At 74.0% G+C, this 20830-nt stretch carries 22 protein-coding genes and 1 pseudogene; 15 read left to right on the top strand and 8 right to left on the bottom strand.

The genetic code is table 11. The annotated features are described in order from the left end of the window. Nucleotides 1–239: 239 nt before the first annotated feature. The 5 genes from AC07DW_RS29775 (at nucleotide 240) to AC07DW_RS29795 (ending at nucleotide 5264) form a co-directional block, all read left to right on the top strand. On the top strand, nucleotides 240–1142 hold the full coding sequence (locus tag AC07DW_RS29775) for an SIS domain-containing protein (protein WP_478860781.1): 903 nt from the start codon (nucleotides 240–242) through the stop codon (nucleotides 1140–1142). A 121-nt stretch (nucleotides 1143–1263) separates the two neighbouring features. Next, on the top strand, nucleotides 1264–2199 hold the full coding sequence (locus tag AC07DW_RS29780) for an ROK family protein (protein WP_478860782.1): 936 nt from the start codon (nucleotides 1264–1266) through the stop codon (nucleotides 2197–2199). Beyond that, complete coding sequence (nagA, locus tag AC07DW_RS29785; protein WP_478860783.1) at nucleotides 2199–3344, top strand: N-acetylglucosamine-6-phosphate deacetylase; 1146 nt, start codon at nucleotides 2199–2201, stop codon at nucleotides 3342–3344. The genes AC07DW_RS29780 and nagA overlap by 1 nt, the downstream gene beginning before the upstream one ends. 128 nt (nucleotides 3345–3472) lie before the next feature. Next, on the top strand, nucleotides 3473–4399 hold the full coding sequence (locus AC07DW_RS29790; RefSeq protein WP_478860800.1) for a 1-phosphofructokinase family hexose kinase: 927 nt from the start codon (nucleotides 3473–3475) through the stop codon (nucleotides 4397–4399). Between the two features lie 13 nt (nucleotides 4400–4412). Next, a complete protein-coding gene (locus AC07DW_RS29795) occupies nucleotides 4413–5264 on the top strand; it encodes a class II fructose-bisphosphate aldolase (protein WP_478860784.1) in 852 nt (283 codons plus the stop codon). On the opposite strand, the gene AC07DW_RS29800 is transcribed toward AC07DW_RS29795, so the two are convergent. Next, complete coding sequence (locus AC07DW_RS29800; protein ID WP_478860785.1) at nucleotides 5254–6207, bottom strand: carbohydrate-binding protein; 954 nt, start codon at nucleotides 6205–6207, stop codon at nucleotides 5254–5256. The genes AC07DW_RS29795 and AC07DW_RS29800 overlap by 11 nt on opposite strands. A gap of 65 nt (nucleotides 6208–6272) precedes the next feature. Further along, nucleotides 6273–7931: a diguanylate cyclase CdgB gene (gene cdgB, locus AC07DW_RS29805; RefSeq protein ID WP_478860786.1), complete on the bottom strand. Its 1659-nt coding sequence runs from the start codon at nucleotides 7929–7931 to the stop codon at nucleotides 6273–6275. A 305-nt stretch (nucleotides 7932–8236) separates the two neighbouring features. On the opposite strand from cdgB, the gene AC07DW_RS29810 reads away from it, so the two are divergent. Then, nucleotides 8237–8788 carry a flavin reductase family protein gene (locus AC07DW_RS29810; protein WP_478860787.1) on the top strand — a complete coding sequence of 184 codons (552 nt, stop codon included), beginning with the start codon at nucleotides 8237–8239 and terminating at the stop codon, nucleotides 8786–8788. Between the two features lie 48 nt (nucleotides 8789–8836). Here AC07DW_RS29810 and arfB read toward each other — a convergent pair whose 3' ends face one another. Continuing rightward, entirely contained in the window at nucleotides 8837–9265 is a 429-nt protein-coding gene (gene arfB, locus AC07DW_RS29815; protein WP_478860788.1) for an alternative ribosome rescue aminoacyl-tRNA hydrolase ArfB, read from the bottom strand. Between the two features lie 116 nt (nucleotides 9266–9381). On the opposite strand from arfB, the gene AC07DW_RS29820 reads away from it, so the two are divergent. Together AC07DW_RS29820 and AC07DW_RS29825 are read left to right on the top strand one after the other, a co-directional pair. Then, nucleotides 9382–9957: a TerD family protein gene (locus AC07DW_RS29820; RefSeq protein ID WP_478860789.1), complete on the top strand. Its 576-nt coding sequence runs from the start codon at nucleotides 9382–9384 to the stop codon at nucleotides 9955–9957. Nucleotides 9958–10016: 59 nt separating this feature from the next. After that, nucleotides 10017–10529 carry a GNAT family N-acetyltransferase gene (locus AC07DW_RS29825; protein WP_478860790.1) on the top strand — a complete coding sequence of 171 codons (513 nt, stop codon included), beginning with the start codon at nucleotides 10017–10019 and terminating at the stop codon, nucleotides 10527–10529. On the opposite strand, the gene AC07DW_RS29830 is transcribed toward AC07DW_RS29825, so the two are convergent. Together AC07DW_RS29830 and AC07DW_RS29835 are read right to left on the bottom strand one after the other, a co-directional pair. Next, nucleotides 10510–11895: a M1 family metallopeptidase gene (locus AC07DW_RS29830; protein ID WP_478860791.1), complete on the bottom strand. Its 1386-nt coding sequence runs from the start codon at nucleotides 11893–11895 to the stop codon at nucleotides 10510–10512. The genes AC07DW_RS29825 and AC07DW_RS29830 overlap by 20 nt on opposite strands. Before the next feature lie 29 nt (nucleotides 11896–11924). Then, nucleotides 11925–12497, bottom strand: a complete 573-nt coding sequence (locus AC07DW_RS29835; protein WP_478860792.1) for a GlcG/HbpS family heme-binding protein — start codon at nucleotides 12495–12497, stop codon at nucleotides 11925–11927. 178 nt (nucleotides 12498–12675) lie between these two features. Here AC07DW_RS29835 and AC07DW_RS29840 point away from each other — a divergent pair, with 178 nt between their 5' ends. Next, nucleotides 12676–13740: a sensor histidine kinase gene (locus AC07DW_RS29840; protein ID WP_478860801.1), complete on the top strand. Its 1065-nt coding sequence runs from the start codon at nucleotides 12676–12678 to the stop codon at nucleotides 13738–13740. Next, nucleotides 13737–14342: a response regulator gene (locus AC07DW_RS29845; RefSeq protein WP_478860793.1), complete on the top strand. Its 606-nt coding sequence runs from the start codon at nucleotides 13737–13739 to the stop codon at nucleotides 14340–14342. The genes AC07DW_RS29840 and AC07DW_RS29845 overlap by 4 nt, the downstream gene beginning before the upstream one ends. Before the next feature lie 3 nt (nucleotides 14343–14345). Here the strand turns inward: AC07DW_RS29845 and AC07DW_RS29850 are convergent, their stop codons facing one another. Beyond that, nucleotides 14346–14957 (bottom strand): Uma2 family endonuclease, encoded by a 612-nt coding sequence (locus tag AC07DW_RS29850; protein WP_478860794.1) that lies wholly within the window; start codon nucleotides 14955–14957, stop codon nucleotides 14346–14348. A 118-nt stretch (nucleotides 14958–15075) separates the two neighbouring features. Between AC07DW_RS29850 and AC07DW_RS29855 the strand changes: the two genes are divergently transcribed. The 4 genes from AC07DW_RS29855 to AC07DW_RS29870 all read left to right on the top strand — a co-directional run bounded on the left by AC07DW_RS29855 (nucleotide 15076) and on the right by AC07DW_RS29870 (nucleotide 19094). Continuing rightward, a complete protein-coding gene (locus tag AC07DW_RS29855) occupies nucleotides 15076–15576 on the top strand; it encodes a hypothetical protein (protein WP_478860802.1) in 501 nt (166 codons plus the stop codon). Nucleotides 15577–15761: 185 nt separating this feature from the next. Then, nucleotides 15762–16940 (top strand): NAD(P)-binding protein, encoded by a 1179-nt coding sequence (locus AC07DW_RS29860; protein ID WP_478860795.1) that lies wholly within the window; start codon nucleotides 15762–15764, stop codon nucleotides 16938–16940. 45 nt (nucleotides 16941–16985) lie between these two features. Beyond that, the gene (locus tag AC07DW_RS29865; protein WP_478860796.1) at nucleotides 16986–17984 is read left to right on the top strand and encodes a zinc-binding dehydrogenase; all 999 of its coding nucleotides are present in this window, start codon (nucleotides 16986–16988) and stop codon (nucleotides 17982–17984) included. Between the two features lie 153 nt (nucleotides 17985–18137). Beyond that, entirely contained in the window at nucleotides 18138–19094 is a 957-nt protein-coding gene (locus tag AC07DW_RS29870) for a hypothetical protein (protein ID WP_478860797.1), read from the top strand. Here AC07DW_RS29870 and AC07DW_RS29875 read toward each other — a convergent pair. Both AC07DW_RS29875 and AC07DW_RS29880 read right to left on the bottom strand, forming a co-directional pair. Then, on the bottom strand, nucleotides 19091–19567 hold the full coding sequence (locus tag AC07DW_RS29875; RefSeq protein WP_478860798.1) for an N-acetyltransferase family protein: 477 nt from the start codon (nucleotides 19565–19567) through the stop codon (nucleotides 19091–19093). The two genes, AC07DW_RS29870 and AC07DW_RS29875, sit on opposite strands and share 4 nt — an antisense overlap. A gap of 66 nt (nucleotides 19568–19633) precedes the next feature. Next, the gene (locus AC07DW_RS29880) at nucleotides 19634–20533 is read right to left on the bottom strand and encodes an aminoglycoside phosphotransferase family protein (RefSeq protein ID WP_478860799.1); all 900 of its coding nucleotides are present in this window, start codon (nucleotides 20531–20533) and stop codon (nucleotides 19634–19636) included. A gap of 47 nt (nucleotides 20534–20580) precedes the next feature. Between AC07DW_RS29880 and AC07DW_RS29885 the strand changes: the two are divergent. Continuing rightward, nucleotides 20581–20736: pseudogene (locus tag AC07DW_RS29885) on the top strand (FAD-dependent oxidoreductase); the annotation flags it as partial. Nucleotides 20737–20830 lie beyond the last annotated feature (94 nt).

Below are 20830 nucleotides of genomic sequence, written 5' to 3' on the forward strand. Positions count from 1 at the left end.
CCGACAAATCCCAAACAGGACAGTCGAGACGTCAGTCAGTCGGAGGGTCAGACCCACCCGCAGCGTCACCACGTCACATCCTCACTGTCAGTCGTGTATAGCGGCGCTGCACAACTCTTCCCCACTTTTGGTTCCTGCCCTGCGCCGTGATTTTCCCACAGCGGGGATGAGGTCTACACCACCTGGGTATCGCTTGGCCACGGCCACCCTCACCTCCGCAGCTGTAGGAGCACCCGCCCATGTCACGTACCGCAGCAGAGATCGCCACCCAGCCCGCCTGCTGGCGCCGGGCCGCCGAGGCGGCCGCGTCGTTCGGGGAGGGGCTGCCGCGCCCCGGTGAGCGGGTCGCCGTGACCGGTTGCGGGACGTCCTGGTTCATGGCCATCGCGTACGCGGCGCTGCGCGAGGCGGCGGGCCAGGGGGAGACGGACGCGTACCCGTCGTCGGAGTTCCCGTCCTCCCGTTCGTACGACCGGGTGGTCGCGATCACCCGTTCGGGTACGACGACGGAGGTGCTGGACCTGCTGGGCGTGCTGCGCGGCCGGGGGGTGGCGACGGTGGCGCTGACGGGCGACCCGAGGACGCCGGTGATGGATGCGGCGGACGCGGTCGCGGTGCTCGACTGGGCGGACGAGGAGTCGGTGGTGCAGACCCGGTTCGCCACGACGGCGCTGGCGTTCCTGCGGGCGGCCCTGGGCGCCGTACCGGGGGTGGGGACGGTGGCCGAGGCGGCGGCGGACGCCGAGCGGGCGGTGGCGGAGCCGCTGCCGGAGGCCGTGACGGGGGCGGAGCAGTGGACGTTCCTGGGCCGGGGGTGGACGTACGGGCTGGCCCTGGAGGCAGGGCTGAAGATGCGGGAGGCGGCGGGTGCGTGGACGGAGGCGTACCCGGCGATGGAGTACCGGCACGGCCCCATCTCGATCACCGGTCCTGGGCGGGTGACCTGGGTGTTCGGCGCCCCGCCGGAGGGGCTGGCCCAGGACGTGGCGCGGGTCGGGGGGACGCTGCACGCGGACGCCTCGGCGGACCCGATGGCGGACCTGGTGCGGGCGCAGCGGCTGGCGGTGGCGGTCGCCGAGGCGAAGGGGTACGACCCGGACCGGCCGCGCAACCTGACGCGCAGCGTGATCCTGTCCTCGTAGGGCCCGCAGCGTCGCCCCCACGGACGCCCGCCCGTCCTCGTACCGGCATTTTGTATGCGCGGACAACAATCCAGGCGAGTGGACTAGACCTTTCACGGGTTCACGAGCGACACTGTCTTCCGTGAGACACGTCATCGCCCTCGATGTGGGCGGCACCGGGATGAAGGCCGCCCTGGTCGGAGCCGACGGGGCCCTGCTGTACGAGGCGCGGCGCGCGACCGGCCGCGAGCGCGGCCCCGACGCGGTCGTGGAGGCCATCCTGGGCTTCGCCGCCGAGCTGCACGCCCACGGCCGCGAGCGGTACGGCACCGGTGCCGTCGCCGCCGGCGTCGCCGTGCCCGGCATCGTCGACCCGGACCGGGGCCTCGCCGTCTACGCCGCCAACCTCGGCTGGCGCGACGTCCCGCTGCGCGCCCTGCTCGCCGAGCGGCTCGGCGGCCTGCCGGTCGCCCTCGGGCACGACGTCCGCACCGGCGGGCTCGCCGAGGGGCGCGTCGGCGCGGGCCGGGGCGCCGACCGGTTCCTGTTCGTACCGCTCGGCACGGGCATCGCGGGCGCCATCGGCATCGGCGGCGTCATCGAGGCGGGCGCGCACGGGTACGCCGGCGAGATCGGCCACATCGTGGTGCGCCCCGGCGGGCCCGAGTGCGGCTGCGGCCGGCGCGGCTGCCTGGAGACGCTCGCCTCGGCCTCGGCCGTGTCACGGGCCTGGGCGGCGGCGAGCGGCGACCCCGGGGCGGACGCGGCGGACTGCGCGAAGGCCGTGGCGTCCGGCGACGAGCGGGCCGTACGGGTGTGGCAGGACGCCGTCGACGCGCTCGCCGACGGGCTGGTCACCGCGCTGACCCTGCTGGACCCCCGCACGCTCATCATCGGTGGCGGTCTCGCCGAGGCCGGGGAAACGTTGTTCACACCCCTTCGGGCGGCCGTCGAGGAGCGCGTGACGTTCCAGAAACTGCCCGCCATCGTGCCGGCGGCCCTCGGGGACACCGCCGGATGCCTGGGCGCGGGCCTCCTCGCCTGGGACCTACTCGCCAGTTCGGAGGTATCCGCCTGATGGCCGATCACAAGGTTCTCGCCGGCGCCCGCGTGGTGCTGCCGACCGGGATCGTGGACAACGGGCGGGTGATCGTCGAAGGCGGCCGGATCGCGGGCCACGCCCCGGCGGACGCCCCCGCCACCGACCTCACCGGGCACTGGGTCGTACCCGGCTTCGTCGACATGCACAACCACGGCGGCGGCGGCGCGTCCTTCACCTCCGGCACCGTCGAGGAGGTCCTCAAGGGCGTCCACACGCACCGGCTGCACGGCACCACCACCGTCGTCGCCTCCACCGTCACCGGCGAGATGGACTTCCTCGCGCACCGCGCCGGGGAGCTGTCCGAGCTCGCCGAACAGGGCGACATCGCGGGCATCCACTTCGAGGGCCCGTTCATCTCCCCGTGCCGCAAGGGCGCCCACAGCGAGGGCCTGCTGCGCGACCCGGACCCGGCCGAGGTGCGCAAGCTGGTCGACGCGGCGCGCGGCCACGCCCGGATGGTCACCCTCGCCACCGAACTGCCCGGCGGCCTCGACTCCGTACGCCTGCTGGCCGAGCACGGCGTCATCGCCGCGATCGGGCACACGGACGCCACGTACGAACAGACGGTCGCGGCCATCGACGCGGGCGCCACCGTCGCCACCCACCTGTTCAACGCGATGCCCGCCCTGGGCCACCGCGCACCGGGGCCGATCGCCGCGCTGCTGGAGGACGAGCGGGTCACCGTCGAGCTGATCAACGACGGCACGCACCTGCACCCGGCCGCCCTGGAGCTGGCCTTCCACCACGCCGGCCCGGACCGGGTGGCGTTCATCACGGACGCGATGGACGCGGCGGGCTTCGGCGACGGCGTCTACCACCTCGGCCCGCTGGAGGTGGAGGTCCGCGAGGGCGTCGCCCGGCTGGTGGAGGGCGGCTCGATCGCGGGCTCCACCCTCACGCTCGACACCGCGTTCAGGCGGGCCGCCACCGTCGACCGGCTGCCGGTCGAAGCCATCGTGCGCGCCGTCTCCGCCAACCCGGCGAAGCTGCTCGGCGTGTACGACGAGGTCGGCTCCCTGGAACCCGGCAAGAGCGCCGACCTGGTGGTCCTCGACGCGGAATTCACCCTCGTGGGCGTCATGCGCAGGGGCGAATGGGTGATTGAGCCGCAACCGGCCTGATTTCCGCAGGAATTGCTGCAAGGCGGTGGAGCCGGGGGACTGGGCCAACCGCCTTCGATTTGGCATGATCAAGGCCCGGAAGCGGAAGCAAGAGGCGGAAGCGGGCGCGTACTCGGGGGGTGTCACGGGTGATCCTGACGGTCACGCTCAACGCCGCCCTCGACATCACCTACCGGGTGGACGCCCTCACCCCGCACGCCTCGCACCGCGTCACCGACGTCACCGAGCGCCCCGGCGGCAAGGGCGTCAACGTCGCCCGCGTCCTCGCCGCCCTCGGCCACGACACCGTGGTCACCGGCTTCGCCGGCGGCCCCACCGGCGACGTCCTGCGCGACCTGCTGGCGCCGCTGCCCGTGCGCGACGCGCTCGTCCCGGTCGCCGGAACCACCCGCCGCACCGTCGCCGTCGTGGACGCCTCGACCGGCGACACCACCCAGCTCAACGAACCCGGCCCGACGCTCACGCCCACCGAGTGGTCGGCCTTCCTCGCCGCCTACGACGAGCTGGTGCGCGAGGCCGACGCCGTCGCCCTGTGCGGCAGCCTGCCGCCGGGCATCCACGTCGGGGCGTACGCGGACCTGGTGCGCCGCGCCCGGGCCGCGTCCGTCCCGGTGGTGCTGGACACCAGCGGCGAGCCGCTGCGCCGTGGCATCGCCGCCCGCCCCGACCTGGTGAAACCCAACGCCGACGAGCTGGCCCGGCTCACCGGCGCCCGCGAGCCGCTGCGCGCCACCCGCGACGCCCGCCGCCGGGGCGCCCACGCCGTGGTCGCCTCCCTCGGGCCGGACGGCCTGCTCGCGGTGACCCCGGACGGCATCTGGCAGGCCGCCCCGCCCGGGGCGGTGAAGGGCAACCCGACCGGCGCGGGCGACTCGGCGGTGGCGGGCCTGCTGGCCGGCCTCGTCGAGGGCCTGCCCTGGCCGGACCGGCTGGCGCGGGCGGTGGCCCTGTCGGCGGCCACGGTGCTGGCGCCCGCGGCGGGCGAGTTCGAGATGACGGCATACCGGGAACTGCTGTCCCGGGTCACAGTGACGGAGCACGCCACGGCCGCTTGACGGAGGTACGCACATGCCCCTCGTTCCCACCGGCGAACTGATCGCCCGGGCCAGGTCCGCGGACGACGCCGTCGCCGCGTTCAACGTCATCACCCTGGAGCACGCCGAGGCGATCGCGGCCGGCGCCGAACGGGTGGGACGGCCCGCGATCCTCCAGATCTCCGAGAACGCCGTGAGGTTCCACGGCGGCGACCTCTCCGCCGTCGCCGCCGCGGCCGCCGCCGTCGCCCGCGCGTCCACCGCGCCGCTGGGCCTCCACCTCGATCACGTCGTCTCGCCCGACCTCCTGCGCGGCGCGCACACCGAGGGCTTCAGCTCCGTGATGTTCGACGCCTCCAAACGGAACTACGGCGACAACGTCAAGGCGACCGCCGATGCCGTGCGCTGGGGCCACGAGCGGGGCCTGTGGGTCGAGGCCGAGCTGGGGCGGGTCGGCGGCAAGGACGGCGAACCGCCGCGGGACGCCCACACCCCCGGCGTCCGCACCGACCCGGCGGAGGCCGCCGCGTACGTCGCGGACACCGGCATCGACGCCCTCGCCGTCGCGGTCGGCTCCACCCACGCGATGACGCGCCGCACGGCGACCCTCGACCACGCCCTGATCAGCGTCCTCCGCGACGCCGTCCCCGTCCCGCTGGTCCTCCACGGCTCGTCTGGCGTCCCGGACGACGAACTGCGCGCCGCGATCGCCGCCGGCATGACGAAGATCAACATCGGTACGGCCCTGAACACCGCGTTCACCGGCGCGGTCCGCGCCCACCTCGCCGACCACCCCGACACGGTCGACCCCCGGAAATACCTCGTCCCCGCTCGCGAGGCGATGACGGGGACGGTGGCGCACTTCCTGACGGTGGTCAGCCCTTGACCTGCCCCTGCTGCAACCAGACCTGGTCGAGGTACGCCTCGCACTGGTTGCCCGGCTCGCACGACATCGTCATCGTGTTCGAGCCCTTCTTCAGCTCGGCGTAGGAGTAGGTGTACGTCCACCCCTTCTCCCAGTCGCCCTCCGCCGCGTGAGCGAAGTTCTTCATCCGGATCTCACGCGGCGACCCGCCGTTGACGGACAGGGTGGCGTTCGCGTCCTTGCCCGGCACGCTGTAGCTCAGGAACAGCGTGTAGGACCCGTCCTCCGGGACGTCGACGGTCCAGCTCGCGGAGCCGCCGGTGCCGTTGAACATGACGTACGCGCCGTCGGCGCCCTTGGCGCCCTTGACGTCCGTGCCCAGCCGGGCCGGTCCGCCCAGGCGGAGCGTCGCCGCGTCCTGCTTGGGGAGCTCAACCGGCTCCTCCGCGGACTGCGAGGGCTTCGGCGACGGGGACTGCTGGACCTCGGTCGCGGGCGCCGTGGGCTTGGCCCTGTCGTCCTTGCCGTCGCCCTTGGCGTTGGTCAGGACGGCGACCGTGATCCCGATCACCACGACCAGGACGACCGCGATCGCGCCGAGCAGCAGCCCCTTGGTGTTGGGGCCGCCGCGCTGCGGGGGCTGGGCCAGGGGCACCGGGCGGGTGCGGTCGCCGCCCGGGAAGGTCTCGGGGGCCGCGTACTGGGGGCTCGGCTGGGCGTACTGCTGCTGGTACTGCGCCTGCGGCGGCACCTGGCCGCCACCGCCGCCGTACTGGCGCTCGCCGACCGCCCTGACCTGGTTGTACGACGTTCTGGGCACGCCGGGCTGAGCGGCCGGACCCGGGTAGCCGTAGCCGCCGCCCTGGCGGGGCGCCTGCGCGCCCGCCGTCTGTCCGTCCGCGTACAGGTAGCCGAACGGATCGTCGTCCTCGGGCGTGCTCGCGCCGTTGTTACCGGCAGCCATCCCTGGTCACTCCTCATTCCCTGCTCGCCAGCGGTCACCGACCGGGCGAGCCTACCCCGAACGGCTCACCCCGCTCGGCGGTGCACCTTCGAGCGGGAACGCTTCTCGATGTACATCCGCTGGTCAGCGGAGTTCAGCACCTCTTCGACGGACATCCCGCACTCCGCCCACCCGATGCCGAAACTGGCGCCCACCCGCACCGCGCGCCCGTCCACCCGGATCGGCGGAATGATCGCGTTGCGCAGGCGTACGGCGAGGTCGGCGGCGTCGGCGGCGCCCAGCCCGTCGGCCAGGACGACGAACTCGTCACCGCCGAGCCGGGCCACGGTGTCCCCGTCCCGCACCCCGGCGGACAGGCGCCGGGCGACCTCGATGAGCACCGCGTCACCGGTGTGGTGCCCGAACCGGTCGTTGATCGACTTGAAGCCGTCCAGGTCGCAGAAGAGGACCGCGAGGCCCTTCGTCCCGTCGTCGACCTCGTCGTCGGGCGCCACCGCGTGCACATGGTGGTCGTACGCCCCGCCCTCCGCGCCGGCCCCGAAGTCGAAGCCGTCGCCCCGGTAGGCGTGCTCGCCGTACTCGTAGTCGCCGCTGTCGTACGCGTCGACCTCGTGCGTCCCGGCCGTCGACCGCACCGCGTGCGGCCGGGAGCACAGCCGGGCGCTGAGCCGGGCGCGCAGCTCGGCGCTGTTGGGCAGACCGGTCAGCGCGTCGTGCGAGGCGCGGTGGGCGAGCTGGAGCTCGTGCCGCTTGCGCTCCTCGATGTCCTCGACGTGGGTGAGCAGGAAACGCGGCCCGTCGGCCGTGTCGGCGACCACCGAGTTGCGCAGCGACACCCACACGTAGCTGCCGTCCCGCCGGGCCAGCCGCAGCTCGGCCCGGCCGCCCTCGGCTGAGGTGCGCAGCAGGGTGCCGATGTCCTCGGGGTGCACCAGGTCGGCGAAGGAATAGCGGCGCATCACGGACGCGGGCCGGCCGAGCAGCCGGCACAGCGCGTCGTTCGCCCGCAGGAGCCGGCCGTGCTGATCGCCGCCCATCTCGGCGATGGCCATGCCGGAGGGCGCGTACTCGAACGCCTGGCGGAACGACTCCTCGCTCGCGCGCAGCGCCTGCTGCTCCCGCTCCAGGCGCACCAGGGCGCGCTGCATGTTGGAGCGCAGCCGGGCGTTGCTGATCGCGATGGCGGCCTGCGAGGCGTACATCTGGAGCGCCTCCTGGCCCCACGGGCCGGGGCGGCGGCCGTTGCGCGGCCGGTCGACGGAGATGACGCCGAGGAGCTCGCGTCCGCTGCCCGACGCGTACATCGGGGCGTAGAGGCGGTCGCGGGGGTGCCACTCGTCCTCGAAGCGGGGCTCGGGGCCGTCGGTGTGCCACTGCGGGACGTCGTCCTCGATCAGGACCCAGCCCTCGGTGTGCGGTATGAAACGGAGCTCGCCCCACGCCTCGCCCATGCTCAGCCGGCGCTCCCAGGACGCGCGGGAGCCGACCCGGCCGGTGATCAGCGCCTCGGCGGCGGGACTGCCGGCGAACGCGGCGACGACCAGGTCACCGTCGGGACGTACGACGTTGACGCAGGCCAGTTCGTAGCCGAGCCCGGCGATCACGCCGTCGGCGACGGTTTGCACCGTGTCGGCCAGGCTGCGGGCCGTGTTGAGGTTGGCGACGACCTGATGCAGCTGCCGCAGGGTCGCAAGACGGACGTACGGCTCCGACTCGGTCTCCATTGCTCGCTCTCCCCGAGACCTCGACAGCAACTCCAGGGTTCTCATCGGCGCTCGTGTTGCACTGTCACGCCACTGAATCACAGCGAGCTGTGCCCCAGGTACACAGGGTCAACAAAACCTGCGCTCTGTGACTCAAGTCACAAAGGATGATGTTCGTTACGGAAGACGGCCGAACCGGGGGTGACCGGCCGCTGAACTTCGCGTGAACGCACAGTATGGGGCCATGACCGGACCGGGTCCTAGGACCACCGGCTGGTTCCTCCGCCCGATGCGCCGGCGGGCGGGACCGGGCTAGCGTTCCCGGTGTGTTGCCGACGACCCAGCTCCCCGCCCCCGCCGTCCCTCATCCTGAGGGGGTGAGCGACGACGAGTTCCGTGCCGCGATGTCCCGCCTGGCCGCCGGCGTGGTGCTGGTCACGGCCCATGACCCGGACGAGGGCCCTCGCGGCGAGGACATCGGCATGACCGCGACGGCGTTCCTGTCCGTGTCGCTGGACCCGCCGCTGGTCCTGGTCAGCCTGCGCAACGGCTCCCGGATGGACGACCTGCTGGCGGAACAGCCGCTGTGGGGCGTCTCGATCCTGGCGCAGGGTCAGCGCCAGATCGCCGGCCGGTTCGCGATGAAGGGCCGGGTGAGCGACCGGCTGCTCTTCGCCGACATCCCCACCGTCCGGGGCGGTGCGAGCGGCGCGCTGCTGGTGGGCGGGGCCCTGGCGACGCTGGAGTGCCGCACCGAGCAGCGCGTGGAGGCGGGCGACCACACGCTGGTCGTCGCCCGTGTCCTGACCGTCGACCTCCCGGCCGGCGACGGCGCCCCTCTCACCTACTTCCGCGGCAACTACCGCCACCTCGCCTGACCCCGCGGGGCGGGCCGTCGGGACCAGTCGCGGGGCGAGGGCCGGCCGTCAGGACCAGTCGCGGGGAGAGCGGCCGCGCTTGGTCTCACCGCGCTGCTTCTTCTGCCGCAGGCGCCGCTCGTTGATCCCGCGCGGCACCTTCGTCGCGCGGCGCGGCTTCGGCGGCGGGGCCGTCGCCTCGGCCAGCAGGGACGCCAGCCGCACCGCCGCCGTCTCGCGGTTGCGCCACTGCGAGCGGTGCTCCGACGCGCGGACGGTCACCACCCCGCCGACCAGCCGGGACGCCAGCCGCTCCAGGGCCCGCTCCTTCCAGACCGCCGGCAACGCCTCCGTGCGCGCCACGTCGAAGCGCAGCTCCACCTGGGAGTCGCTCGTGTTGACGTGCTGCCCGCCCGGCCCGGACGACCTGGAGAAACGCCACATGAGTTCGGCCTCCGGCAGGGAGACCGAACCGCGGATGACATAGGGGCCGGACATGCCCCCATGATCCCTGTCCGGACGCGGTCACGTCACCCCGTTTTCCGATCGTGGAACCAGTCCGCCGCGCGGTGCGTTATGCGGTACGACGCTAGGTACGAAGAAAGGGACTCTCCATGGCTGTAAGCCTGTCCAAGGGCGGCAACGTCTCGCTGACCAAGGAGGCGCCGGGTCTGACCGCCGTCACCGTGGGCCTCGGCTGGGACGTCCGTACCACCACGGGTACCGACTTCGACCTCGACGCGTCCGCGATCGGTGTCGACGCGTCCGGCAAGGTCGCCTCCGACGCCCACTTCGTCTTCTTCAACAACAAGTCCACCCCGGACCAGACCATCGTCCACACCGGTGACAACCGCACCGGCGAGGGCGGCGGCGACGACGAGCAGATCAACGTCAACCTCGCGGGCCTCACCGCCGACGTCGACAAGATCGTCTTCCCGGTCTCCATCTACGACGCGGTGGCCCGCTCGCAGAACTTCGGCCAGGTCCGCAACGCCTACATCCGCATCATCAACCAGGCCGGCGGCGCCGAGATCGCCCGCTACGACCTGAGCGAGGACGCCGCCACCGAGACCGCCATGGTCTTCGGCGAGCTGTACCGCAACGGCGCCGAGTGGAAGTTCCGCGCCGTCGGCCAGGGCTACGCCTCCGGCCTGGAGGGCATCGCCCGCGACTTCGGCGTCAACCTCTGACCGACGCGCACAGGGTGGCCCCGGCGGCGAGGTCCGCGCCGGGGCCCTACTGTTTCCGCATGATCGTCGAACCGCTGGAGGGGGGCGAGGACGGCGCGCTGCCCGGCCCGCTCCTCACCGAGCTCACCGAGCTGTACGCGTCGAACCGGGAGTTCCAGCAGCTCAGCGGGGACTTCCCGGACCCGGACGACATCCGTCCCGAGCAGGTCGCCGCGTCGCTCGCGGAGGAGCTGTCCCACCCGGACACCGAGGTGCTGCTGGCCCGTTCGGCGGGGCACGTCATCGGCATCGCGGTGACCCGCGCCCACCACCCCGACCCGGACGACCCCGATCCGTGGATCGGGCTGCTGATGGTGCACGCCCGCGACCACCGCGCCGGCTTCGGCCGCGAGCTGGCCGAGATCGTCGAGAAGCGTTTCCGCGCGGTCGGCCGCAAGGGCCTGAAACTCGCCGTCCTCGACAACAACCCCAACGCCCTCGCCTTCTGGACCACCCTCGGCTACGAGGAGGTCGACCGGCGCAGGGACCACCGGCTCGCCCGCGACTGCGTCGTCATGCGGAAGGCCCTGTAGGCCGGTCCTCCCCGTACAGCCAGACGTCCCACAGCTCCGTCAGGTCCTCGCCGGCCGTCTCCTCCACGTACCGGACGAAGTCCTCCGTCGAGGCGTTGGCGTGCCGGTACTTCGCCGGCCAGCCGCGCAGGACGGCGAAGAAGGTGTCGTCGCCGACCGCCTGACGGACCTTGTGCAGCACCATCGCGCCCCGGTGGTAGACCGGCGGGCCCGAGAGGTCCTCGGCCGCGGGTGGTTCGGCGGGCGGGAACGCCCAGTTCCCCGGCTCGGCGAACGCCTCGTCGAAGCTGGCCGAGACGGGCCGGTCCTGGAAGTCCTCCGCGTACAGCCACTCCGCGTACGTCGCGAAGCTCTCGTTCAGCCACATGTCCCGCCACGACTTCGGCGAGACGGAGTTGCCGTACCACTGGTGGGCGAGCTCGTGCACCAGCGTGGGGACGTCCAGGGTGTTCCTGTCGAAGAACGGCCGGCTCTGCGTCTCCAGCGCGTACTGGACGTCGATCAGCGGGTCGACGATCGCCCCGGTGGAGGAGAAGGGGTACGGGCCGAACTTCCCGGCCTCCCAGGCCAGCACCTCCGGGATCTCGCCGAGAAGCGCCGGGTTCCCGCGGGCGGCGGTGTGGACGGGGATGCCGTCCGGGGTACGGGAGGTCCTCGTGTCGTACCGGCCGATGGCGAGCGTCGCCAGGTAGCTCGCCATCGGTTCGGTGGTGCGCCAGGTGAAGACGGTGCGGCCGCCGCCGGCCCGCGGCTGGGCCGGTTCGCCGTTGGAGACGGCGCGCAGCCCTTGCGGGACGGTGACGGTCATCGTGTACGTGGCCTTGTCGGAGGGGTGGTGGTTGCCCGGGAACCAGGCCGTGGAACCGGTCGGCTCGCCCAGGGCGACCGCCCCGTCTGCGGTCCGCAGCCAGCCCTCGCGCGCCCCTTCGGCGTCGGTGATCGTGGCGGGTGCGCCGGAGTAGCGGACGACGGTACGGAAGGTGGCGCCGTCGGCGACGTCCCCGGCGGGCCGCAGGGTCAGTTCGCCGCCCGACCGGCGGACGGCGGCGGGCTCACCGTCGACGGTGGCGCTGTGGACGGTGAGCCCGGTGAGGTCGAGGTTGAAGGCGCCGAGGGTCTGGGTGGCGCGGGCCGTGATGTCGGCGGTGCCGGTGAGGCGGCCGGTGCCCGGCTCGTAGTCGAGGGTCAGCGCGTAGTGGCGCACGTCGTAGCCGCCGTTGCCGAGCCCCGGGAAGTACCGGTCGCCCAGCCCGGCCGCCCCCGGCTCGCCGCCGGTGCCGCCGCTTCCGTCCCCGGCGCAGCCGGTGAGCGCGGCGCCGAGGAGGACCGCGACGGCGGCGAGGGCACGGGGTCGGCGTAGGTCCACCCCGTGATCGTAGGGGCGGAACGGGTACCTCAGCGGGTGAGCGCGGCCACACCCGCCTGGGCGAACTTCTCGTCCAGGCCCCCGCTGGGCGCACCGGCGACCCCGATCCCGGCGACGGGCGCGCCCTTGACGGTGACGGGCGCGCCGCCCGCGAGGAACAGCGTGCCGGGGATGTCCTTGAGGTTCGGGGCGCTCTCCAGCCGCTTGACCAGCTCGGACGTCGTCGCGTTCCACGACACGGCGGTGAACGCCTTGCGGACGGCCGACTCGTAGGACTGCGGGCCGGCGCCGTCGCCGCGCAGGGTGACGACCGGGTTGCCGTCGCGGTCGACGACGGCCACCGTGACGCGCTGGTTCTCGCTCTCGGCGGCGTCCAGGGCGGCCCGCGCGGCCCGGGTGGCGGCGTCGATCGTCAGGTGCGTGGACTGCCTCAGGTCGCGGGGGTGGGCGGCGTCGGCGGTGACCGCGGCGGGCGCCTGGGCCGGCTCGGCGGCGCTCGCGGACATCGCGCCGAAGGTCCCGGCGGCGAGCGCTGCGGCGGCGACGGTGCCGGTCAGGAGGCGGGTGCGCGGAGACATCGTGTTCTTCGTGTGCTTCGTCATGCCTTCGATCGTGCGGGCATCTCCGGGCGCCGGGGGTCAGCCGATCGGTTGATGCCGGTCCGGGCCGGTCGGGTGAGGATGGGTGCGGACGACCGTTGGGAGACGGGTGCGGACGACCGTGCCGAGAAGGAGGGTGGACGTGGAGCAGGACCCCGACGCCCGCCGGCTGGCCCGGGTGATGCACGCCGCGTTCTTCGCGCTGCTGGGCGCCTCGCTGCTGCGGTTCCTGCTGCGGCACCCCTGGCTGGACCTGGGCCCCTGGGTGGTGGCGCTCACGGCGGCGCTGGCGGTGCTGTACGTCCTGCCCGTACCGCGCCGCCTGCCCTGGCTGGGCTCGGTGGTCGCCGTGTGGATGGTGCTGGTGGTGCTGGCGCCGAGCTTCGCGTGGTGCGCGGTCCCGCTGTTCTACACCGGCCTGCGTACGCTGCGCCCGCGCGCCGCGCTCGTGCTGGTCGCCCTGCTGACGGTGTTCGTGGTCGCCGCGCAGCTCCAGCTCGCGGACGGCGCCCTCGACCCGAACCTGCTGGTCGCCCCGCCCGCCGTGGCGGCCATCGCCACCGCCGTGTTCGTCCACAGCCGGCGGCAGGCGGAGCGGCTGGCCGCGACCGAGCGCCGGGAGGGCACCCTCGCCGAACGGCAGCGGCTGTCCATGGAGATCCACGACAGCCTGGCCCAGAACCTGTCCAGTCAGCGGATGCTGCTCCAGGCGGCCGACCGCACGTGGGACACCGACCCGGTGGCCGCGCGCCGCCACGTCCGTACGGCCGCCTCGATCGCCGAGCACAGCCTGGCCGAGGCCCGGCGGTTCGTGCACGACCTGGCGCCCGCCGACCTCGCCGGGGGCGGCGGCCTGGAGCAGGCGCTGCGCGCGCTCGCCGCCCGCGAGTCGGCGGACCTCCCGGTCGGCTTCCGGGTCGACGGCCCGCCCGTGGCGCTGCCCGACCGGGTGGGGGCGGCGCTGCTGCGGATCGCGCAGGGCGCCCTCGCCAACGTACGGGAGCACGCCGGTGCCACGTCCGCCGCGCTGACCCTCACCTACCTGGACGACCAGGTGGTGCTGGACGTCGCCGACGACGGGCGCGGCTTCGACCCGGGGTCCGTACCGCCGTCCGGCGCCCGGGGCCACGGCCTGCCCGCCGTCCGGGCCCGCGCCGAGCAGCTGGGCGGCACCCTGACCGTCGAGTCCGCGCCCGGCGAGGGCACGGTCCTGTCCGTGTCGATCCCCCTGGAGGACTCCCCGTGACGGTGCGGATCCTGCTGTGCGACGACCACGCCGTCGTACGCGCCGGGCTCCTCGCGCTCCTCGGCAGCGCGCCCGGCATCGAGGTCGTCGGCGAGGCGGGCAGCGGGGAGGAGGCCGTCGCGACGGCCGCCAAGCTGAAGCCGGACGTGGTGCTGATGGACCTCCAGCTGGGCCCCGGCATCGACGGCGTGGAGGCCACCCGGCGCATCGCCTCCCCCGACGTCCGCGTCCTGGTCCTCACCACCTACGACACGGACGCCGATGTCACCCGCGCGATCGGCGCCGGCGCGACCGGCTACCTCCTGAAGGCCGAGCGGCCCGAGGAGCTGTTCGCCGCCATCCACGCCGCCGCCGAGGGCCGCACCTCGCTGTCGGCCCCCGTCGCCCGCCGCGCCGCCTCCGCCGCCCCCGCGCTCACGGACCGGGAGCGGGACATCCTCGGTCAGCTCGCACGCGGGCTGGGCAACCGCGAGATCGCCCGTGCCCTGTTCATCAGCGAGGCGACGGTCAAGACCCACCTGGGCCGCATCTACACCAAGCTCGGCGTCGACACCCGCGCGGGCGCGGTGGCGGTGGCGAAGGAACAGCGCCTGTTGCCCTGACGGTCAGAACCGGCCGGTGTCGAGGTCGAAGCCGAGCGGCTCGGGCAGGGGAACCACCTCGCCCAGCTTGTACGCGGCCTTGGCCCCGTAGTCCTCCCCGGACGGCTCCGTGCACACCACGGCCTGCTCGGACTCGCGGTCGATGAGCAGGTACACCGGGATGCCGGCACGGGCGTAACCCCGGATCTTCTTCACCCGGTCGTTGCCGGCGGTGGAGCGGGAGGTGACCTCGGCGACGAGCAGTACGGCGGACGGGTCGTGGTACTCCGCCCGGTCGTCGAAGCTGCCCTTGGGGGCGAGGACGATGTCCGGTTCGACCTTGCCGCTGACGGACGCGCCGGGCAGGAAGAGCCCGATACCGGTGTAGCGCCCCAGGTCCTTGCGGTGGTCCCGCACCTGGCCGGTCACCTCGGACACGATCTCCTCGTGCTCACCATTGGCAGGAGGCGTCACGTGGATCTCCCCTTCGATCAACTCCACGCGCCACCCCTTCGGGGCGACCGCACTGAACATGTCGAAGGCTTCCTCCACGGACATGCCCGGAACCTGGTCCTTGAGCAACTCGGCCATGGACCGGTAGTCGACCGGCTCGCGCTCGGGAACGGGCAGTGCCACGGCGGACCTCCTTCGATGCGGAGCAACGCTCCCAGGGTAGGCCGCCCCCGTGCGGGCGATCGGGAGCCGTTCACTCGCGCGTGCGAACGCACGCCCCGGCCGTGACACCATCGAGTACGTGCTCGACATCGGCTACTCCCTTTCCCGCCGCTTCCCGGACCCGCCGCAGACGGACTACCGCCACGCGGACGTCCACGCGCTGCGGCACGACCTGTTCTGCGGGGACGTGTACGTCGCCGACACCAAGGCCGACCGCGAGGTGTCCACGGCCTGGGGATGGGTGCCCGTGCTCGACTTCGCGTGGGCGCTGTGCGACATCGTCGAGCAGCTCGACCGCGACCCGCGCGGCAGCCGGGCCTCCCGGCCGCAGTACGCGGAGCTGGACTTCACCGAGTCCACGGACCGGATGCTCTTCGAGCGCCGCTTCGGGTGGGTGGACATCGAGGCCGACTGGATGCCGGCCGAGGAACCGCCGCTCACGTTCGGCCACGCGGTGCTGCGCCGGGAGGCGCGCGACTTCCTGCACGACCTGATCGCCGACCTCACGGACATGCACGAGGGCCTGGCGGACAACCCGGCGATCTGGACCCTCCAGTCCCGCTTCCCCCGCGTTCCCTGACGCCCCCTCGTCCCCGCGGTGGCCGGCCCGCTCCCGGGCACCCCGGAGCGGCACACCCGCCGAGCCGGCCCCCGAACCCGTACCGCCCCACACCGCGCGATGTCACACCGCGCACCCCGCCACCCGTCCTCCCCATGACGAGGCGCCCATGCCGAGCGCCCACGCACCGACCCGGGAGAGACGCCATGCCCACCCGCATCACCGTCGTCGGCGGCGGCTTCGCCGGCCTCACCGCCGCCATCACCGCCGCCGAAGCCGGCGCCGAGGTCACCCTCCACGAGGCCCACCGCACCCTCGGCGGACGGGCCCGTACCGCCGAAGGCCCGTACCGGACCAACGAGGGCCCGCACGCCCTCTACCACCGCGGCCCGCACTGGGCCTGGCTCCGGCAGCGCGGCCTGCTCGGGCCGATGGCCGCCGTCCCGCCCCGCGAGGCCGCCCGCTTCCGCTTCCACCTGCACGGCGAACTGCGCCGCACGCCGCCCCTCGGCATGCTCCGGTCGGCGCGCCGCGCGCCCGAGCGGGCCCCGGTGGACACCGACTTCGCCGGCTGGGCGCGGACCAGGACACCGGAGCCCGCCGCCCGCGCCGCCGCGCACTACGCGGCCGTCGCGCTGTTCCACCACGACCCCGGCTCGCTCTCCGCCCGCTTCGTGCAGGAGCGGCTGCGCCGGGCCACCGCCCTGCCGCCCGAGGCCCACTATCCGCGCGGCGGCTGGGGCGCGGTCATCGACCGGATGGCCACACACGCCCGGGCCCTCGGCGTACGCGTGGAGACGTCCGCCCGCGTCGACGCCCTGCCCGACCGCGACGGCCCCGTCATCGTCGCCACGTCCCTCGCCGCCGCCCGCCGCCTCCTGAAGGACCCGGACCTGAGCTGGCCCAGTGGCCGTACCGTCCTGTTCGACCTGGCGCTGCGGCCCCACCGGAACGACCCGTTCGTGATCTCCGACCTGGACGCGCCCGGCTGGCTGGAACGGTTCACCGCCCAGGACCCCTCCCTCGCCCCGGCCGGCGAGACGCTCCTCCAGGGCCAGTTCCCCATCGCCCCGCACCAGTCCAAGGCGGACGGCGTGGCCCACGCCGAACGGCTGCTCGACAAGGGCTTCCCCGGGTGGCGCGACCGTACCCTCCTGCGCCGCGAGGCCCTCGCCGACGGCCGTACCGGAGCGGTCGACCATCCCGGCACCACCTGGCGCGACCGCCCGGCCATCGACCGGGGCGACGGCGTCCTCCTGGCGGGCGACCAGGTCGCGGCACCCGGCGTCCTGGCCGAGGTGTCGTTCACCAGCGCCGTCCGCGCGGCCTCCCTCGCCCTCCGGGCGGCCCGGCCGCACCCGCGCCTTGACCTCAAGCGGACTTGACGATGAACGCTCCTCTCCGTCGTCCCCAGCAGAGGAGAGCCCGCCATGCACGCCATCCGCCTCCACGCCTTCGGCCCCGCCGAGAACCTCACCCACGAGGAGACGCCCGACCCCACCCCCGCCCCCGGCCAGGTCCGCATCGCCGTCACCGCGGCCGGGGTGCACCTCCTCGACACCGCGCTGCGCCAGGGCATGCCCGGCCCGTTCCCCGCCCCCGCCGAACTGCCCACCATCCCCGGCCGCGAGGTCGCCGGCACGGTGGACGCCCTCGGCGAGGGCACCGACCCCGCCTGGCTCGGCAAGCGCGTCGTCGCCCACCTCGGGCTGGTTCCCGGGGGCTACGCCGAGCTCGCCGTCACCGACGCCGGCCGGCTCCACGAGATCCCGCCCGCCCTCGACGACGCCGAAGCGGTGGCCATGATCGGCACCGGCCGCACCACTCTGGGCATCGTCCAGTTCACCGAACTCGGCCCGGACGGCGTCGTGCTGGTCACCGCGGCGGCCGGCGGCATCGGCACGCTCCTCGTCCAGTACGCCAAGAACGCCGGCGCCACCGTCATCGGCCTCGCCGGCGGCCCGGACAAGGTGGCCCGCGTCCACGCCAACGGCGCCGACCTCGCCGTCGACTACACGCGGCCCGGCTGGCCGGACGAGGTCCGCGCCCACCTGAAGGACCGGCGGGCCACCGTCCTCTACGACGCCGTCGGCGGCGCCACCGCCCGCGCCGCCGTCGACCTCCTGGGCAGGGGCGGGCAGCACGTGGTCTACGGCTGGGCGGGCAAGGGGCCGCACGACGGCGAGCCGCTCACCCTCACCGACGCCGAACTCGCCGAACGCGGCATCACCTCCCGGCCCGTCCTCGGACCGGCGATGCTCCACAGGGCCGGCGGGGACATCCGCACCCTGGAGCTCCGCTCCCTCGCCGAAGCCGCCGCCGGCCGCCTGCGCCCCGCCGTCCAGCGCTTCCCGCTCGCCGACGCCGCGACCGCCCACCGCGCCCTGGAGACCCGCGCCACCATGGGCAAGGTGGTCCTCGTCCCATGACCCCGCCCGGGTGAACCGGCGTAAGGGAACCGGCGCAGTCCCCGCGTGGGGCGGACCCTCCCGGCGCCCGCCTCCCGCACCATCCAAGCCGACCGAGTCGGCCGGCCCGCCGAGTCCGCCGGGCCGGCCGGGCCCGCCGAGCAGGAGGCACCGATGACCACGAGACGCCCCACCAGGCTCCACGCGCTGGGCACCCTCTCCGCACTACTGCTGTGGACCGCCACCGCGGCCCACGCCGCACCACCGCCCACCCACCCCACACCGCCACCCGCCCCGGCCACCGCCACCGCCGCCACCGTCCCTGCCCCCGCACCGGCCGCCGCGCCCCCCGCCACGAGCCCGGTCACCCACTGCGCCCCCGGCGGCACCCTGCGCGGCCCGCACGGCCAGTACGCCGACATCGCGCTGTGCGTCACCCAGAATGGCGCCACCATGACCGTGACGGCCGCCGCCACCTGCCGCCGGGGCACCACCCGCGTCCGTCCCGTCTGCCACACCTCCGGCACCTGGACCGCCCGCCGCGCCGAAGGCCCCGCCGACGGCCCCACCGCCACCGGAACCCTCGCCGGCCGCGCCGACTACCCGGGCCCCGGCACCTACGGGATCGAGGCCGCCGTCCACGTACGCTCCGACGAACAGGAGACCGACCTGCGCGGCACCGCGCACGCCACCCTCACCCTCACCGCCCCCGCGCCGCAGCCCACCCACCGCGTCGACGTGGCCACCACGAACGGCGCACCGGCCACCCTGCGACCGGGCACCACCACCACCCTCACCTACACCGTCGCCCGCGTCAGCGACCACGGCGACGGCAGCGCCCGCCTCGGCCTCATCGGCGAGGAGGCCACCGGCATCCGGCTCACCACCACCGACCCGCGCTGCGTCAACCCGCTCCCCGGCCGCTACCCCTCCACCACCAGGAGCATGTACGCGCTCGACTGCGCGCTCACCGACCTCCAGCCCGGCCGCCCCGCGACCGTCACCGTCCGCGCCACCCTCGGCGCCACCTGCTCCACCCTCGTGTCCAAGCTCGGCTACTGGACGCCCAGGGGCCAGGAGAGCACCGGCGGGATGCTCACCGGCCCCACCCTCACCTGCGACCGCTCCTAACCACGACCGCCCAGCTCCGCCAGCGCCTCGTCGGTCAACCGGTACACCGTCCACTCGTCCTGCGGCCGCGCGCCCAGCGACTTGTAGAAGTTGATCGACGGGGTGTTCCAGTCCAGCACGGACCACTCCAGCCGCTCGTACCCCCGCGTCACGCAGATCCGCGCCAGCTCACGCAGCAGCGCCTTCCCGTATCCCCCACCGCGCAGCTCGGGCCGTACGTACAGGTCCTCCAGGTACACGCCGTGCACCCCGCGCCACGTCGAGAAGTTCAGGAACCACAGCGCGAAGCCCGCGACCTCGCCCTCCTCCGTCTCCGCGATGTGCGCGAACGCCGCCGGCCGCTCACCGAACAGCGCCTCCCTCAGCTGCTCCTCACTCGCCCGCACCTCGTGCAGGGCCTTCTCGTACGCGGCGAGCTCACGGATCATGGCGTGCAGGGCGGGTACGTCGTCGACGACAGCGCTACGAATCATGACCGCAGCCTGCCCCGCGCACCCCCCACCGCGCCAGCGGCGTCCGCACCGCGAACCCCCACCGGTCTACCGGCCCAGCAGCAGTCTGGCCACCTCCGGCCGCTCCCCCTCCAGCACGGTCCCCCCGTCCTCCACGCCCCACAACGCGTCCTGCAGCACCCGCCCCAGCGTCCACGCCGCGGCCCGCTCCCGGTCCAGCCCCAGCACCTCCGTCAGCAGATCGAACCGCCACAGCACCTCGTCCCGGTCGAACCGGTTGAACAGCGACGGCAGCAACTCGAACCCCGGATCACCCGCCAGCGGCTTCGGGTCGATCACCAGCCACGGCTCCCGCTCCGCCCCCAGCACGTTGCCGAAGTGCAGGTCCCAGTGCAGCAGCCGGTCCCCCGGCTCACCCGCCACCTCCCGCACCGCCGCCGCGCAGTCCCGCAGCAGCCGCCGGTCCTCCTCCCGTTCCAGCTCCCGCACCGCGCCGGCGACCCCGTCGAGCATCTCCGCCGCCATGCCGCCCAGGGACCGCACGCCGGCCGGCGCCGCCACGGCCACCAGCCGCGCCATCAGCTCCGCCAGCACCCGCGTGGCCTCCCGCGCGTCCTCCACCCCCGCCAGCTGCCGCCCCTCGTCCAGCCGCTCCAGCAACAAGGTGCCCGTCCCCGCGTCCTCGGCCAGCAACCGCACCGCGCCGTCGCCGTCCCACGTCCGCAGCGCCGCCGCCTCCCCCTCGCTCTCCTCGTCCAGCAACTGGAGCTTCAGTGCCGCGCGCGACCCGTCCGCCACCACCGTCACCGGCAACACCAGCGACACCGCCCCGTGCATGGCCGGTCCCGTCAGCCGCAGCCCCCACTCCTCCAGAAACCGCTCCGCCCGCCCCGGCAACGCCGCGACGAACGCCCGCCCCTCCTCACCGTTGAAGCGACTCTGCGTCTCGACCAGCCCGGCCGGAACCTCGATCACCCCACACCCCATCCGATAACGTCCACACCCACCCACCGGCGACGCACCCGAGGAACCACATGAACACCGTCAACGGCGGCATATCGTTCTGGTACGCCCAGGAGGGCACCCCCGCTCCCCGCGAACCCCTCCCCGGCGACACCACGGCCGACGTCTGCGTCGTCGGCGGCGGCTACACCGGCCTGTGGACGGCGTACTACCTGAAGAAGGCCGTGGCGGAGTCAACCGGTTGACGCAACAGCGGCGGCGAGCTTATCAGCGGGGGTTTCAAAGCCTAGAGTCTGCCGGGGCCGGGTGTTTAGCTTGAAG

It is taken from the genome of Streptomyces sp. NPDC045701, from assembly GCF_056432045.1.

What these genes read in the sequence shown, in the direction of transcription:
- AC07DW_RS29840 (WP_478860801.1), top strand. Translation starts at nt 12,676, where the DNA reads ATGCACGCCGCGTTCTTCGCGCTGCTGGGCGCCTCGCTGCTGCGGTTC.
- AC07DW_RS29875 (WP_478860798.1), bottom strand. Translation starts at nt 19,567, where the DNA reads ATGATTCGTAGCGCTGTCGTCGACGACGTACCCGCCCTGCACGCCATG.
- AC07DW_RS29865 (WP_478860796.1), top strand. Translation starts at nt 16,986, where the DNA reads ATGCACGCCATCCGCCTCCACGCCTTCGGCCCCGCCGAGAACCTCACC.
- AC07DW_RS29820 (WP_478860789.1), top strand. Translation starts at nt 9,382, where the DNA reads ATGGCTGTAAGCCTGTCCAAGGGCGGCAACGTCTCGCTGACCAAGGAG.
- AC07DW_RS29835 (WP_478860792.1), bottom strand. Translation starts at nt 12,497, where the DNA reads ATGACGAAGCACACGAAGAACACGATGTCTCCGCGCACCCGCCTCCTG.
- nagA (WP_478860783.1), top strand. Translation starts at nt 2,199, where the DNA reads ATGGCCGATCACAAGGTTCTCGCCGGCGCCCGCGTGGTGCTGCCGACC.
- AC07DW_RS29775 (WP_478860781.1), top strand. Translation starts at nt 240, where the DNA reads ATGTCACGTACCGCAGCAGAGATCGCCACCCAGCCCGCCTGCTGGCGC.
- cdgB (WP_478860786.1), bottom strand. Translation starts at nt 7,931, where the DNA reads ATGGAGACCGAGTCGGAGCCGTACGTCCGTCTTGCGACCCTGCGGCAG.
- AC07DW_RS29860 (WP_478860795.1), top strand. Translation starts at nt 15,762, where the DNA reads ATGCCCACCCGCATCACCGTCGTCGGCGGCGGCTTCGCCGGCCTCACC.
- AC07DW_RS29800 (WP_478860785.1), bottom strand. Translation starts at nt 6,207, where the DNA reads ATGGCTGCCGGTAACAACGGCGCGAGCACGCCCGAGGACGACGATCCG.
- AC07DW_RS29870 (WP_478860797.1), top strand. Translation starts at nt 18,138, where the DNA reads ATGACCACGAGACGCCCCACCAGGCTCCACGCGCTGGGCACCCTCTCC.
- AC07DW_RS29880 (WP_478860799.1), bottom strand. Translation starts at nt 20,533, where the DNA reads ATGGGGTGTGGGGTGATCGAGGTTCCGGCCGGGCTGGTCGAGACGCAG.
- AC07DW_RS29825 (WP_478860790.1), top strand. Translation starts at nt 10,017, where the DNA reads ATGATCGTCGAACCGCTGGAGGGGGGCGAGGACGGCGCGCTGCCCGGC.
- AC07DW_RS29795 (WP_478860784.1), top strand. Translation starts at nt 4,413, where the DNA reads ATGCCCCTCGTTCCCACCGGCGAACTGATCGCCCGGGCCAGGTCCGCG.
- arfB (WP_478860788.1), bottom strand. Translation starts at nt 9,265, where the DNA reads ATGTCCGGCCCCTATGTCATCCGCGGTTCGGTCTCCCTGCCGGAGGCC.